The 15107-nt window shown below is 56.4% G+C and carries 10 protein-coding genes; all 10 read left to right on the top strand.

Translation table 11 applies throughout. The features are described from left to right. Positions 1 to 12: 12 nt before the first annotated feature. Positions 13 to 972 carry a carbohydrate ABC transporter permease gene (locus WBG83_RS12990; protein WP_336745497.1) on the top strand — a complete coding sequence of 320 codons (960 nt, stop codon included), beginning with the start codon at positions 13 to 15 and terminating at the stop codon, positions 970 to 972. Positions 973 to 1025: 53 nt separating this feature from the next. After that, positions 1026 to 1808 (top strand): carbohydrate ABC transporter permease, encoded by a 783-nt coding sequence (locus WBG83_RS12985; protein WP_336745551.1) that lies wholly within the window; start codon positions 1026 to 1028, stop codon positions 1806 to 1808. 526 nt (positions 1809 to 2334) lie between these two features. Beyond that, complete coding sequence (locus WBG83_RS12980) at positions 2335 to 4086, top strand: cache domain-containing sensor histidine kinase (protein WP_336745496.1); 1752 nt, start codon at positions 2335 to 2337, stop codon at positions 4084 to 4086. Beyond that, the gene (locus WBG83_RS12975; RefSeq protein WP_336745495.1) at positions 4061 to 5698 is read left to right on the top strand and encodes a response regulator transcription factor; all 1638 of its coding nucleotides are present in this window, start codon (positions 4061 to 4063) and stop codon (positions 5696 to 5698) included. Before WBG83_RS12980 ends, WBG83_RS12975 begins: the two co-directional genes overlap by 26 nt. Positions 5699 to 5844: 146 nt before the next feature. Then, positions 5845 to 7158: an ABC transporter substrate-binding protein gene (locus WBG83_RS12970; protein ID WP_336745494.1), complete on the top strand. Its 1314-nt coding sequence runs from the start codon at positions 5845 to 5847 to the stop codon at positions 7156 to 7158. A gap of 226 nt (positions 7159 to 7384) precedes the next feature. Continuing rightward, positions 7385 to 9472, top strand: a complete 2088-nt coding sequence (locus WBG83_RS12965; RefSeq protein ID WP_336745493.1) for a glycosyl hydrolase 115 family protein — start codon at positions 7385 to 7387, stop codon at positions 9470 to 9472. 198 nt (positions 9473 to 9670) lie between these two features. Next, the gene (locus WBG83_RS12960; protein WP_336745492.1) at positions 9671 to 11227 is read left to right on the top strand and encodes an HIT domain-containing protein; all 1557 of its coding nucleotides are present in this window, start codon (positions 9671 to 9673) and stop codon (positions 11225 to 11227) included. Between the two features lie 704 nt (positions 11228 to 11931). Beyond that, positions 11932 to 12552, top strand: coding sequence for a TetR/AcrR family transcriptional regulator (locus tag WBG83_RS12955; protein ID WP_336745491.1), 621 nt, complete (start codon positions 11932 to 11934; stop codon positions 12550 to 12552). Positions 12553 to 12655: 103 nt separating this feature from the next. Continuing rightward, positions 12656 to 13873, top strand: a complete 1218-nt coding sequence (locus WBG83_RS12950; protein WP_336745490.1) for an HlyD family secretion protein — start codon at positions 12656 to 12658, stop codon at positions 13871 to 13873. Then, positions 13854 to 15095, top strand: coding sequence for an ABC transporter permease (locus WBG83_RS12945; protein WP_336745489.1), 1242 nt, complete (start codon positions 13854 to 13856; stop codon positions 15093 to 15095). Before WBG83_RS12950 ends, WBG83_RS12945 begins: the two co-directional genes overlap by 20 nt. Positions 15096 to 15107: the final 12 nt, after the last annotated feature.

Here is a 15107-nt window from a genome sequence, read left to right as displayed (position 1 = left end):
GTGGAAGAAGGCATGAGTCAAACAGTTGTGCGAGGCGGTGGCGCGGCATCCGTGAAGAAGCGCAGGAAATGGTCATTTTTGAAACGCTGGGAATCTCCAGTGGCCGGGTATTTGTTTTTATCCCCGTGGTTAATCGGCTTTTTGCTTCTGACGCTGGGTCCGATTTTAATGTCGTTTTACTATTCATTCACCAACTATTCGCTTCTCGATGCTCCGCGCTGGACGGGGATTGACAACTACAAGTACATCCTCACCGAGGACGATACGTTTCGCGATTCATTACAGGTGACACTGCTGTTCGTCGTCCTGTCCGTTCCGATGAAGCTGATTTCCGCGCTGCTGGTGGCGGTGCTGCTCAACCGGAGCATCAAAGGGATTTCGTTTTACCGGACGATGATTTATTTTCCATCCCTCATTGGCACGTCGATTGCAGTTTCGATTTTGTGGAAAAACATTTTTAGCAAAGATGGCTTTATTAATCAAGCCCTGGCGCTGATCGGCATTGAAGGCAAAGCCTGGATTGCCGACCCGAGCACGGCGCTCGGCACGCTGGTGCTGCTTGTCGCCTGGCAGTTCGGCTCGTCCATGATTATTTTTCTGGCTGGACTGAAGCAAATTTCCAAGGATTTGTACGAGGCGTCGTCCGTCGACGGGGCCAGCAAAATCCGGCAGTTCTTCGTCATTACACTGCCGATGCTGTCGCCGATTATTTTGTTTAATTTCGTGCTGCAGACGATTAATTCGTTCCAAATGTTTACCCAGGCCTTCATCGTCACGAACGGCGGGCCGGTGAATTCGACCTTCGTCTATGTCATGTACTTATATGAACGGGCGTTCTCCAAATTCCAAATGGGTTATGCTTCCTCGCTGGCCTGGATATTGCTGGTCATTATCGGTCTGGTGACGGCGGTCATCTTCGCAACCTCGAAATATTGGGTGTTCTATGAAACGCAAGGAGGCAAACAAAAGTGACGAATCGTAAAACGTATTTAACCCACATTCTGCTCATCGTCGTCAGCGTGCTGATGATGTATCCGGTCTTCTGGTGGGTAGGCGCCTCCTTGAAAACGAACGCGGAGATGAAATCCCCGAACCTGTTTCCCGAAGCACCGCAGTGGTCCAACTATATGGAAGGCTGGATTTCCGTACCGAATTACAGCTTTACAACCTTCTATCTCAATACCTTTGAGCTTATTATCGGTGTGCTGTTCACCAGCGTCATTTCCTGCAGTCTTGTCGCCTTCGCGTTTGCCCGGCTGGACTTCCCGCTACGCAAGCTGTGGTTTGCGATTTTGATGGTCACCTTGATGCTGCCGACTCAGGTCACGATTGTTCCGCAGTACATTTTGTTCAACAAGCTGAACTGGATTAATACGTACCTCCCGTTCTATATTCCGCATCTGCTGGCGGGCGGGATTGGCGGCTCGTTCTTCGTGTATTTGATTATCCAGTTTATCCGCTCGATTCCGAAGGAGCTGGACGAGTCCGCCAAAATAGACGGCTGCTCCTGGTTCGGTATTTACCTGCGTATCGTGCTGCCTCTGACGAAGCCGGCGCTGGTGACGGTAATGATTTACTGCTTCCTGTGGAACTGGGACGATTTCTTCGGGCAGCTGCTCTACATTAACTCGGTCGATAAATATACGGTCAACCTGGCGCTGAAGCTGTTTATCGATTCCCAGGGCACGATTCCGTGGGGGCAAATGCTTGCCATGTCGCTGGTATCCGTCATTCCGGCCGTTGTTATTTTCTTCATGGCCCAGAAGCATTTCGTCGAAGGGATTGCTTCGGGGGCGCTCAAGGGCTAGAATGTAGTGTAACTTCAGGGCGAAGCTGCGGGTATCCGCGGCTTTGCTTTGCTGTTATGGCGCAAAAAAGCGTCACGAGCTGCAAACAGGACGGGAGCAAGCTGAAAAGGCGAGGCTTCCTGTTTTTTGTAACCGGTTGCGGCCTGCAGAGGTTCTCTGTGCAGGAAGGCTTTTAGGAGGAATGATTTGAACATAAACAAGCTTTGGCTTGGTACAGCGGATGGAGCCGGGCGGTGAATAAAAACAGCCGGAGGACAGGATAGGGTGGAACAGCGGCAGCGGTCGCCTTTGCAGCTGGATTTTTACACTACATCCTCAGCTTCAAATGAAAAAAATCTGGCTGGAACAGCGAGCGGAGTCCTATCCCGGCCGTAGACAGCACTTTTTACCGGAATTTTAGAAGTGTTGTAAAAAAGGGGGATAAAAAAAGGAAATCAAAAACGGAGCGGGTGTGCAGCAGCGGTGAGAGCAGGCGGTCCTGCGCGGCCGCAGACGGCTATGCGGGAATTGGGGGAGGAGGGCCAGGATGTGGAATAATCCGTTTAAAAGCTACCGGATCGACGCGGTGTTTTTTTTCAGCTTTGCCGGCTTTATCGCGGTTTTGTTTGCGGTTGTCATCGGGATTGGCTACAGCAGCAGCTCGGGGGAAATTGCCCAGACGACGTCCTATTATCAGCAGCGGGTGCTGAACGAGCTGAATAAAAAGCTGAATACGAGTCTGATTGGCATTGAGCAAACCTCGAATACCGCCGCCAAAAATTTCGATGTGCTATATAGCCGTCTGCAAAACGGGGATGCCTACGACAAGCTGCGGGTACAGTCGGAAATGGTAACCCAGCTGAATTATTTTGTCTACGGCACGCCGATTATTCAGTCCATTCATTTTTACATGAATGACCCATTTGTGCACGATTTGCAGGGGCCGGTCCGGTTTGTCGAGATGGAGCAAATTCCCGGGGAGGCCTGGTATAGGGATATTAAGGATTCCGACTACGCCTGGCTTGGCGAGCATGTCATTGAAACAAACAACGGCAGCATGCCTGTCATCAGCTTTGCCCGCAAGGTTTATAACAACTCCAATCAGTATTATGCCTTGTTGGTGATGAATATCCGGGTTTCGGCGTTTCAGGCTTTGATTGCCACAGAAGGGCAGCAGTCGCGCATCGCCCTGCTGGACACGACCGGCAAGCAGATTACGCATACCGGCGGCGCGGATTTTATGGGGCCGAGGCTGCTTGGCATGCTGGAGCAGGGGCAGACCGGGTCCATGCGGCTGGGGGATCAATTCTTCGTCTGGTCGAGGTCGGCCGACTCGCGCTGGACACTGGTGGAGCTGACCTCCTGGAAGCAGATGACGCAAGGCAGCTTGACGATGGCGCACCGGTTTCTGCTGCTGGGGTTATCGGCGATACTTCTTATCCTGCTGGCTTCGGTTATTTGGGCGAAGCAGCTGATGCGGCCGATTCGGCAGCTGCTCCGCGCTATGAATTCCTACTCGCCGGGTGTGAAGCAGGACGACCTGCCGGCAGATTACCGGAATGAATTCGGCGGGATGTTTCAGGGCTACCGTAAATTAACGACGCGGATTGAGGAGCTGTACGCTTCTCTCGAGACCCAGTATCAGCGGCAGCGGGCGGCTGAACTCAAGTCGCTGCAGATGATGATTAACCCTCATTTTTTATACAACACCCTCGATCAAATCAATTGGGCCGCGATTGAAGCGGGACAGAGCAAAATCAGCAGCATGCTCTCTCACATTGCGGCCATGTTCCGCCTGGCGCTGTCCAATTCAGACAGCCTGGTGACGGTTCATGAAGAGGTGTCCCATATCCGAAGCTACCTGCAGTTCCAGCAGATCCGGTGGGAGAACCGGCTCATGTATACGATTGAGGTGGAGGAAGGGCTGCGGCACGGGAGGATGCCCAAGGTGCTGCTGCAGCCGTTTATTGAAAATGCATTTGTGCACGGCTTTCACGGCAAGCCCAATGCGGAACTGTCCGTGCGCGTATATCAGAACGGCAGAGCGATGGAAATCGCCATTTGTGACAACGGGAAAGGCTTGAAGCCGGACTGGAACAGCGCAACGCGCAAGAAGGGCGGGCACGGGCTGCGCAATGTTCAGGAGCGTATTGAGGCCCTGTTTGGGCCGGGCTACGGCTTTCAATTATCGAATCGGGCTGAGGGCGGGACGCTGGTTTTGATTCGGCTTCCGATACGAACAGAAGCAGAGTCGCTGGAGGGAGTATTGAAGCATGTGGAAAATCGCGATCGTGGATGATGACTTTCAGGTGCTGCGCGGGTTAAAGGCGATTATCCCCTGGGAAGAGCTGGATGCCGAATGGAGCGGCGAGGCGATAGACGGCGAGCAGGGGCTGGAGCTGGTCCGGTCCGCCCGGCCCGATATTGTGCTGACCGATTTGTATATGCCGGGCATCAGCGGCATTGAAATGATCGAGCAGCTGCGGGCGGAAGGGATTGAGAGCCGGTTTATTATATTAAGCGGCTATTCGGATTTCGAATATGCCCGCCAGGCGATCCGGCTGGGGGTAGAGGATTATTTGACCAAGCCGGGCACAGTGGAGCAAATCCGGGAGGTGCTGTTCCGCACCATTGCAGCACTGGAGGAGACGTATGCCCGGAAGCTGGAGCAGGGCGAGCTGCTGGAATCGCTGCAGACGTATGAGCGGCTGCTGGCCGGCGAGCGGATGGTGTCGTTTGTCAACGGTACGCTCAAAGCCGATGAGCCGGGGCTGGAGCTGGTGGCCGCCAAGGCGGGCTGGACGCAGCAGCAGCATGTGACGGCCATTATAGAAGTGCTCCGCAAGGAGCGAATTCAAGGCCTCTCTATTGCAGACTGGAATTTGTTTCAATTCGCGGTGACAAACGTCGTGCAGGAGCTTATTCAAGGGGAATGGCCCCAAGCGGATTACGTGTGGCTGTACGGCTATCAGTCCGCGATTCTTCTCCATGCCCCTGTGGAGATGCTCCAGGATGCAATGACGGAACGAGCCGCCGCCCTTTGCCGCCGAATTGCCGATTGCCTGCAAAGCTATCTCGGACTGCAGGTGCGCATCGGCATCGGCGGGGTCAAGCAGGCATGGCCAGAGCTGAAGGCGTCAGCGGATGAGGCGTTTCAGGCGCTGTTTTATCAGGAAATGCGTTCGCCGGCTGGCGCCGGGGACGCTATTGCTGTCTATGGCACAGGCCAGCCGGATGAGGCTGGAACGACGCCCGGCCCCGTGCGCCCGGATCGGGTCCGGTTTTTCCAGGATTTGTCGGGAGCTATGCAGGATGGCAGCGCTGAGGAGATGCTGGATTTGATTTTGGCGTATGCCGGATGCCGGGCAAATCCGGAGGAAGAGGCGCCGCCGCTGTACTATCCGGTTGTGGCTGCCGAGATTTGGGCGATTTTTCAATACTGTACGGCCCGTACCGGCTTGCGCATGGAAGAGGTGGACCAGCAGGTTGTGTTGTATGAGCTGGATGGCATTACGAGCTGCCGTCTGCTGGAGCAATGGTTCTCCATGAAGGTGAGGAAACTCAGCCTGGCCCGCAAGCCGGCGGTCAGCAGCAAGCATCAGAAAACAGTGGAAACGATGATTCAGTACATTCACGATCATTATGCCGAGGATATCACACTGGAGGATTTGGCCGGTCAATTATACATTTCCAAGAATTACCTGAATCAGCTGTTCAAACGGATGACGGGCGAGACGTTTATGAACTATGTGATTCGCGTGCGTATTGAAAAGGCAAAGGCGCTGCTGCTGGAGGGCAACGATTTGATTTATGAAATCGCCGAGAAGGTCGGCTATCAGAACGTGCCGTATTTCAGCACCCTGTTCAAGAAATACTGCGGGGTCAACCCGAGTGATTTGATGAAAAAATAGCGGCAGAATGGGGCGAATCAGCGGAAACGGACGCCGTTTGTTATCCATTTTGAAAGAAGATTGTTCGATTCCCTCCTATACCTGGGCAGGGGCTGAGGCTACTATTGGTTATGGAAACGACATTAAGGAGAGGGGATTTACGAGACATGAAGAAGAAATGGACGGCGCTGCTGCTGTCGCTCGTTATGGGCGCCTCATTGACAGCCTGCGGCGGCGCAGCGGAGAAACCGGATAGCGGCGCGGCTCAAAGCGGGACGAATTCATCAACTGCAGCGGCAGGCGATGCAGTAAAGCTGCGTATCGTTTGGTGGGGATCGCAGGAGCGCCACGATGCAACCCAGAAAGCACTGGCCCTGTACAGCCAGAAAAATCCGAACGTCACTTTTGAAAGCGAATTCTCGGGCTGGGACGGTTATTTTGACAAGCTGGGCGTTCAATTTGCGGCGCGCAATGCCCCGGATATTATTCAAATGGATGCGGCGTATTTGAACGAATACGTTGGCCGCAATTTGCTGGCGGATCTCGGCAGCATCAATGTCGCGGATATGGATAAGGCGCTGCTCGATTCCGGGAAGGTGAACGGCAAGCTGTACGCGATGCCGCTCGGAAGCGCCGCTTTCGGCATGGTATACGACAAGTCGGTCATTGAAAAAATCGGCTTGAAGGCGCCGGAATTCGGCTGGACCTGGGACGATTATTACAAATTCGGCCAGGAAGCCAAAGCGAAGCTTGGCAGTGATAAGTACGTATTCGTGGACCAAAGCTCGGATTTGTACGATTATACTGCATACCAGCTGTCCCAGGGTAAAGGACAGGTCTTTACCGACAACAAGCTGACGATCGACAAGGACACCTGGCTCGGATATATGAAAAAGCAGGACGAGCTGCGAAAAGCGGGCATTACGACTCCGCCGGACATGACCGTTACCGACAAGGAGCTTGATCCGAAGCTGGACAGCGTGATTAACGGCGCTGCGCTGGTTCGCCATATTTTCTCCAATCAGGTCGGCTCTATTACCGGACTGAAGCCGAATGCGCTCGACTTCGTCTCGCTGCCGAAAGGGCAGCAAACCGGCGGCTGGCTGAAGCCGGGAATGTTCTGGAGCGTGAACAAGGAATCGAAGCATCAGGAAGAGGCCAAGAAATTCATCGACTGGTTCATTAACGATGCGGAAGCCGGCAAGCTGCTCGGATTGTCCCGCGGGATTCCGGGAAATAAAAAGGTTGTTGACGCATTGTCCCCATCCTTCGGCGACAGTGACAAGACATCGCTGGCGTTTATCAACAAGATCGCGCCGGATGCGCAGCCGTTCGTGGCGGAGCCGCAGGGCTGGGGGAATTTCAAGAAGGACTATAAGGTTATCGTAGAGAAGCTGATGTTCGGTAAAGCGACACCGGAGCAGGCTTATGATGAGCTGATGAAAAAAGCGAAGGAATACGATGCGGCTGCGAAGAAGTAGGAAGCTTTAAGAAGCTAAAAGTAAGCAGCTAAAAATGAAAGAAGCAAAAATGAAAGAAGCTAAAAATGAACCAGGCAGCGGCAGCACGATAGAAGCTTACAGCAAGAATCGCATCGTATCATATCAATATGCCTGGAATGAGTATAAAGAGAAAATGATTCTTAAAGCCTACTATGGCGCCGGGTGCTTCCGGCGCCATGATTTACGTCTAAGGGGAGTGGACGGGATGGATACCGTAAAGAGCACGGAAGCCTGCGTGCGCATTCAAAAGGATTGTTACTTGTTGTTGCCTGAAAATCTGACGTCTGCCGTTCGTCATGCGCTGGACATGATTGCCCGGGACCATGCGAAAGTATTCGGAGAGCCGCCTCAGATGACGCTGGATCGTACGGCGGCGCACATCGTCGTGCGCTATGCCGGACCAGAGGACAGCTGCCCGCAGCGCCCGGAGGCGTTCTCGCTCCGGTTCGAGAGACTGCCGGAGAGGCCGGTGCTTCATATCGTGGGCCGGGACGATTTGGGACTCATTTATGGCTTGCTTCATTATAGCCGCTATTATTTGGGTGTGGATCCGTTCTGGTTTTGGGCCGATTTGCCGGTTGTCCGGCGCAGTGTCGTCGAGATTCCTTGTCGGGACTACGATTCCCCGCAGCCCAAGGTCCGGTACCGGGGCTGGTTTGTAAATGATGAGGTGTGCCTGATTGGCTGGAAGGAAGCTTATCCGCCGACCCGAGAGGTCTGGCTGCCGGTGTTTGAGGCGCTGCTGCGCTGCGGGGGCAATATGGTCATTCCCGGCACCGACCTTCCGAAAACGGGCATCCATTGGGACCTGGCCTCCGAGATGGGGCTGTGGATAACACATCACCATGCCGAGCCGCTGGGGGCGGAGATGTTCCTCCGGGCCTACCCGGGCAAGGCGGCGAGCTATAAAACCCATCCGGAGCTGTTCGAGCAGCTATGGCTGGAGGCAATTGAGAAGCAAAAGCATAAGAAGCTTGTGTGGGTGCTGTCCTTCCGCGGACAAGGGGATGCGCCGTTTTGGGAAAACGATCCGGCCTTCGATACCCCATCCAAGCGGGGGGCGCTCATTAGCCGTGTCGTGCGCAAGCAGTATGATATGGTCCATGCAGCCGCGGCTGATCCGGTTTGCTGCATCGCGTTGTACGGGGAAATCGCCGAGCTGTACAAGGAAGGCCATATCGAGGTGCCTGGCGATGTGATTAAGGTGTGGGCGGACAATGGCTATGGGAAAATGGTTTCCCGCCGCCAAGGGAACCTGAACCTGCGCGTGCCGTCCCTGCCTGCTGCCGGGGATACGGGCAAACACGGCATTTATTATCACGTGACGTTCCATGATCTGCAGGCATCGAATCATTTGACGATGATTCCGGTAGAAGCGGATTTTCTTCGTGCCGAGGTAGAAGCCGCCTTTGAGGCGGGCGCTTCCGAATATGTACTGCTGAACAGCGGCAACATCCGCCCGCATCTATACCCGCTGGATTTGATAGCAGCGCTGTGGACGAATGGCGCTGCCGATACGGGCGCGCACTTGAACGCATTCATCGGTCGGCTGTATACGTCCCATACCGGGGAAATCGCCGCTCTGTACGAGGCGTATGCCGAAGCAGGCCTGCCGTATGGCCCGAATCCGGATGATCGCGCCGGAGAGGAGTTTTATCATCATCCGGCCCGGCGTATTGTCGGCCACTGGCTGCAGGGGCTAACGGGACAGGCCGATGAAGGCCTGCTGTGGGCGACAGGCACTGTGCCGTTCGCCGGGCAGGTCGCCTGGTTCGGACAGCGCTGCGAGGCGGCGCTGCCGGGCTGGCAGTCGCTGAAGGCCAAGTGCGAGGAGCTGCTGCCCCGGCTTTCGCCGCGGGATCGGCAGCGGCTGGCGGATCAGCTGCTGCTGCCCGTTCTGCTGCACGAGTCCGGCTGCCGCGGGTTTATCCGGCTGTGCCGCGCCTTTGCCGCATATGAAGCAGGGCGTTATGCGGAAGCCTTCGTTCATGCTTCTCAGGCGATGCGGGCTTATGCTGAAGGGAAGCAGGCGATGGAGGGGGCCGAGCATGGCAAATGGGAGCATTTCTATCGGGCGGACTGGCTGACCAATGTGGAGAGCACCGTACGCAGCATGGACACGCTGCGCCGCTTTTTGCGGATGCATGGGGACAGCCCTGATTTCTTCCTCTGGTATAAGGAATACTTGATGCCGGAGACGGAAAAGTACATTTATTTGGAAAATACACACCGCAATCCGCTGTCCGACGACGAGCTGGCGGAGCGGCTTGGTACGAAGTTTGGCCTGATCTGAAGGGTACTGCCGCCGCCCGGACCGAGACGCGCCGGGGAATCTCCATGACGGAGATTTCCCGGCGTTTTTCTGTGTTTTCCCCGCTCATCCCCATGAATCGGCCGCGGCTTCCTTCGTAGCGAGTCAAAGCTGGATATTGGAAATTTTTTAGGTTATAGTTAATGCAAGTGGATAGGCCAGATAGAAAGGGGGACATCTATGAATCCGAAAGTGCGGGCGGCGGCGGTCGTCACTCAAAAAGGCGGTGCGCACGCGGAACCCCTTGTACCTGGTGCCGCCGATGCCGGCGGCATCGGGGCGGCGGACGAGCTGTACGCCTTGGTGCAGTGCGACGTCGATGAGTCGTTTTACCGTTTCCCCGGCGGTACGGTCGAGTATGGGGAGACGACTGCGGAAGCGATCGAACGGGAAATGATGGAGGAATTCGACCTCAGAGTCAGTGTAGGATCGCTGATGGTCGTGAACGAGCACTTTTACCTTTCCCATGGCAAAGAGCATCATCACATTACCCTGCTGCATTACACACAGCTAATTGATCCGGTGGGCCGGCAGGAGACGCTGTGGCACAACGAGCATTCCACGGTGAAGCTCGTGTGGCGCCCGTTGTCCAAGCTGCGCACGAGGCCGCTGTACCCGGACGGGATTCTCCGGCTGCTGGAGCAGGAGGCGCAGGGCCCTGCGCATCTTATTACCGGCCGCGACCGGCGTGCCGATAAGGTGAAGGGCTGCGTGTTTTGCGAGCCCAATCTCGAGGCGGGCAGCGAGGTGCGCCTGGCAAACGATTACTGCTTGTTCCTGCAGATGCCGCAGGAGGTTCTGCTTGGCTCGGGCGTCATTGTACCCCGGCAGCACCGGGAGACCGTATATGACCTGACGCCGCAGGAATGGGAAGCGACCTATTCCCTGCTGCATGAGGTCAAAAAGCTGCTCGACCGCGAATGGGGGCCGGATGGCTATACGGTCGGCTGGAATGTCGGTCCGGCGGGCGGGCAAACGGTGCCGCACGCCCACCTGCACGTGGTGCCGCGTTATGCGGATGAGCCGTATGCCGGCAAGGGGCTGCGGCACTGGATTAAGCAGCACGACAACCAGCGCTCGGCGGTGCAGCGGTCCTGGCCGCCGGCGGGCCGCAGCGCGGCGGAGTCAGCCGGCCGCCGCGAGGACAGCCGCCCGGGCCGGCCGCAGCACGGCGGGCGGCCGGGCGGCAGCGGCGGCAGCGGCTCCCGGAACCGCTACGATGGCCGCAGCGGCTCCGGGAGCCGCCCGCCGGGAGCCGGCGGAGCGCAGCGCCAGGCCGGCGGCGGACGCAGCCAGCCGCTGCGGAGCGGCCCGGACAGCGCCCACAAGAGCTGGACGCCGGGCCAGTCGCGGCCCATTGCCGGCGGCAGCGGCGGCGGCGGCGCTTCGGGCGCGGCCGGAGGCCATCCGGCCGCGGCGCAGCGCGGTCCGGGCGGCACGCCGCTGCGGGGAGGCGCTGCCGGGAGCGGCCCGGCAGCGGGCGCGGCTGCGCCTAGCGCGGCGGCAGCATCGGGAGCTGCCCCCGGGCCGGGCGGGACAAGCGCCCCGCGCAGTCCGGCGGGCAGCGCCGGTGCGGCAGCGGCTGGCGCCGACTTGCGCCAGCCGCAGGCGGCCGCAGGGCACCCCGAGCAGAACGGGGAACGATCCGTTCATATTGCCGGCGCCCGGCAGGGCAAGCCGAACCGCCCCTTTCACCGGGGCAAGGGCGGCAAGCAGCACAACCGGAACAAGCCGTGATACCGGTTGTGCCGCTGGAGAAGGAGCCGGGTATGCGGGAGCAGTGTCAGCACTCGCCCGGCGTTTTCAGCGGCTGACCGACCGCCGTCATGCAGCGAGACACCGCGCGCTGGGAGCTGCGCGCGGTGCGGAAAGCGGATTTTGACGCCGCAGCATCGGCTGAACGCAAGGGAAAACTGGCTGCAAGCAGGAGCGATGCTATATGCGCTCCAGGCAGCTCGTGATTCACAGTCTGATAAGCATCCGGCATCCGAACGCCGGTGATAGAGATGTAAACAGCAGCGCTTCCTCATCCGTTTGTCCGAAGGACAGGCCCTGGTGAGGGGGAGCTGCTGTTTTTTGGTATGAAAATGGATTCCTTGCTGCTCTCAAGCAGCCGGAACTTCAACGCGTGGAGTACCGGAAGCGCAAAACCGAAATGGTTAAATCCTGCTTGACGAGATGGGGAAAGCGGGAGTATACTAAATCCAACCAATTTGAACATATGTTCAAAACGAACGTTCAATTTATACGAACGTCCGAATAAATTAATTCTCATTTGTAATAGGCTTATTCACCGTATTGCCGTATTGCCGGCCGCGCAGATGGAAGGGAGGAGTGACATCCCGCTGCATGCTTCTCGTTGCCCTGCTTGGACGATTTGTCACTCCTGTGACAAACAGGTTATAATTTGGCAAAATGCAACCAAAAAGGGGACGGAGCAAGTGAAAAAGCAAACAGAAGCCAGAGATGTCAAGCTGAAGATTTTGGAGGCGGCGCGGAAGCTGTTTTCCGAGGTCGGTTATGAGGGCACAAGTGTCCGGCAAATTTGCGAGGAGGCCGGGGTGGCGCTGGCGCTTGTCTCGTATCATTTTGGAGGCAAGGAAAATGTATTTTATGCGCTGGTGGATACTTATTTCACCCAGGATATTATTCCCGAGCCGGTAGAGGAGCCGGTACTGGAGCTGAAGCGCTTTGTGGAAAAGCAATCCCGTTTTTTTCTGTCTAATCAGGATTTGATGCGGATTTTTCAGCAGGAAGTGATGATGAACAGCCCGCGCCTTGAAAAAATGATTCCGCTCATTATGTGCCTGCGCCGGAATTTGCGGGTTATTTTGGAAGCGGGAGTGAAGCAGGGCGTTTTCGAGATTGATACGATGGATGATACATGCCGGTTTATTATTAATCTGATGGCGCTGCCCAAAATTCAGCAAATCGCCATTTTGACCAATATTCCATTGAACCCTCCCGAGGAGCAGGTGGTCAATGTCGTGCGGTTTATTTTCCGGGGGATTGGCTATAAGCAGGATGTGTATGAAGCCTACCCGGCTGAGCAGTCCGGCTAAGCGGTCATCCGCCGGCCGGGCAATTGAAACAAGAGCTAGAGAAACGGGCTGCTTCGGCAGAAGATGCCGGAGAATGTTTGGAGTGGAGAGAGGGGAACGAGGGATGAAACGGAGCAGAATCATGCTGCTGGTCGTCTTGATAACGCTGGCGGCCGGCGGAACGCTAATGGCCCTGGGGGGCAAGGATGCGGTTACACAGGCCGCGGAGGTAAAAAGCAGCATTTTGACCGCGGAGCAGGTGAATGTCTCCTTCCAAGGGGTGGCCGGCAAGGTTGTGCAGGCGCTTGTTACCGAAGAAACGCAGGTAAAAAAGGGCGATCCGCTAATGGTATTGGATATGACGGATCTGGATTTGCAAATTGCGAAGTCGGAGGCGGATTTGGCGCTGGCTCAGGTGAAGATCCGGCAAACAGCCGATGCGATTCAAATTGCCAAGGATAAGCTTGGCAATGCCACCAGGCAGGCGCAGCTTTCAGTGGAGCAGGCGCAGGCTTCGCGGGACCTGGTGCTGCAAGGGGCAAGGGATGAGGACATTGCCAAGCAGAAGCTGGCGCTGGCCGCCGCGGAGGATTCCTACGCGCATCAGCTCAGGCTGTACAATCAGATGCTGAACATGGAAGAAACGTACCAGAACGGCGGCAATAAGTCGGCCAAGGACCAGCGCGACGCCATGGAAGCGGCAAAAAACCAACTAAACACATTGGAAAACGCGAAAAATCAACAGCAGGTCGCGATCGACAAAATGATTAACGGGGCGACCGTGCAGGAGAAGCAGCAGGCTGTGCTGACCGCAGAGAAGGCCCAGGCGGGGCTGGAGCAAGCCCTGCTCGGCGGAGAGGACATCCGTAATCAGGAAATCGGACTGGAGACCTTAAACAAGCAGCTGGAGCAGCAGCAAATTGCTCTCCAGGCCCTGCGAAACCAGAAGGAACGTATGACGCTGAAGGCTCCTGCGGACGGCAAAGTGATTAAGGTAACGCTCAAAGCGGGGGAGAACGTTTCGGCCGGCACGCCGGTCGTGCTGCTCCAAACCGGTCAGGTGTACTATGACATCTATGTCAGCGAAGCACAGGTCCATGCGTTCCAGGCCGGCGGCGAGGTACCGACGCGGATCGTATCGCTGGATCAACAGGTGCCCGGGACGATTAAATATGTCACGGCGGCTCCGCAATTCGCCAGTCTTCGGATGAGCCGGGATAAAGGGCTCAGCGATTTGAATATGTTCCAGGTGCGCGTCTATGTGGATGCGGACAGCTCGCAGCCGCAGCTGCTGCCGGGAATGACGGCCGAGGTGAACGTAAATGAATTCATTTCTCGATGAATGGCGCTTTTTGGCGAAGGGAAAGCAAATTGCAGTGTTGATTTTGCTGCCGATTATTGGCTCGCTTATTTTCGGTTATGTGTTCAGCAACAATCAGATTAATGAGGCTCCGATTGCCGTCATTGATCAGGACAACAGTGTTTACAGCCGGCAGCTGATCATGAATGTCGAAGCTTCACAGTACATGAAGGTGAAGGACGTCTTCCATACAGCGGTAAGCCCGGATACGCTTTTGTATAATGAGCATTATTTGGCGGTATTGTATCTGCCGCAGGGGCTGGAGCAGAACCGGTATCAGGGGAAGCAGAGCAATATCGGCTTCTTCATCGACAATACGGTCGCTTCCGCCACAACGGGCTTAAGGACAGGGATTACAGAGGTCATTACAACAGAGAACACCGCTGTAACACTGGGCAAGCTGAAGGCGATGGGGCTGGGCGATGATGCGGCCGGCGGCACAGCCTTGCCGATTAATCTCCAACAGCGGATATTGTATAATCCGACAAACGATTTTCTTCCTGTAAGTGTCATCGGCTTTGTCTGTTCGATGATTATCAGCACCTTGTCCTCGATGGCCGGATCCGTGGTACCGAGGCTGCGCCAGGAAGGACTGCTGCAGCGGGAGCTGTCGCACCCGGTCGGCTTGCTGCTACGGCTGCTGCCGTATGCCTTTGTGGCAAGCTCCTCCATGCTGCTGGCCTTGAGCCTGCTGAAGCAGGTCGGCGGAATGCGGTTTGAGGCGATGCCGCATGAGTTTTTTATCCCTCTGCTGCTGTTTAGTGTGAATTCAGCCCTGCTCGGCATGCTGGTCGGCTGGAGCGCCACCGGTCCGGATAAAGTAAGCGGACGCATCATGGGGATTGTCATCCCGAGCTTTCTGCTCTCGGGCACACAGGTGGCGGTGCTCTTGCTGCCGGGTCCGCTTCAGGTGGTCAGCAATATGCTCCCGATTACATGGCTGTTCCGGTTCATCCGGGGTATGGGCTTCCGGGGAGGCAGCATCGGTTATTTTTGGGTGGAGATCGGCTATTATCTGATGATGACGGCGGTGCTATGCATTATCATCGCGCTTTTGATGCTTCGGGAAACGCGGAAAATCAAACAAAGCAGCCCGGTGGGGGGAGCGCTTGCGGCGGATAAGGAACCAGGCAGCGCGCAGGCGGCATCGGCATTGCCGGAAGCACAGCCTGCGGTCCCTGCGCCGGCTTCAGTCGGCATCTAGCATCCGGGAGGC

This window comes from Paenibacillus sp. y28 (genome assembly GCF_037137075.1).
In the GTDB taxonomy this organism is placed as follows: domain Bacteria; phylum Bacillota; class Bacilli; order Paenibacillales; family NBRC-103111; genus JBBBNV01.
This window is presented reverse-complemented; position numbering and strand designations above follow the sequence as displayed.

Bases quoted from the DNA above. Each gene is read 5' to 3' on its own strand.
- WBG83_RS12990 (WP_336745497.1), top strand. From the start codon at position 13: ATGAGTCAAACAGTTGTGCGAGGCGGTGGCGCGGCATCCGTGAAGAAG.
- WBG83_RS12985 (WP_336745551.1), top strand. From the start codon at position 1,026: ATGATGTATCCGGTCTTCTGGTGGGTAGGCGCCTCCTTGAAAACGAAC.
- WBG83_RS12980 (WP_336745496.1), top strand. From the start codon at position 2,335: ATGTGGAATAATCCGTTTAAAAGCTACCGGATCGACGCGGTGTTTTTT.
- WBG83_RS12975 (WP_336745495.1), top strand. From the start codon at position 4,061: ATGTGGAAAATCGCGATCGTGGATGATGACTTTCAGGTGCTGCGCGGG.
- WBG83_RS12970 (WP_336745494.1), top strand. From the start codon at position 5,845: ATGAAGAAGAAATGGACGGCGCTGCTGCTGTCGCTCGTTATGGGCGCC.
- WBG83_RS12965 (WP_336745493.1), top strand. From the start codon at position 7,385: ATGGATACCGTAAAGAGCACGGAAGCCTGCGTGCGCATTCAAAAGGAT.
- WBG83_RS12960 (WP_336745492.1), top strand. From the start codon at position 9,671: ATGAATCCGAAAGTGCGGGCGGCGGCGGTCGTCACTCAAAAAGGCGGT.
- WBG83_RS12950 (WP_336745490.1), top strand. From the start codon at position 12,656: ATGAAACGGAGCAGAATCATGCTGCTGGTCGTCTTGATAACGCTGGCG.
- WBG83_RS12945 (WP_336745489.1), top strand. From the start codon at position 13,854: ATGAATTCATTTCTCGATGAATGGCGCTTTTTGGCGAAGGGAAAGCAA.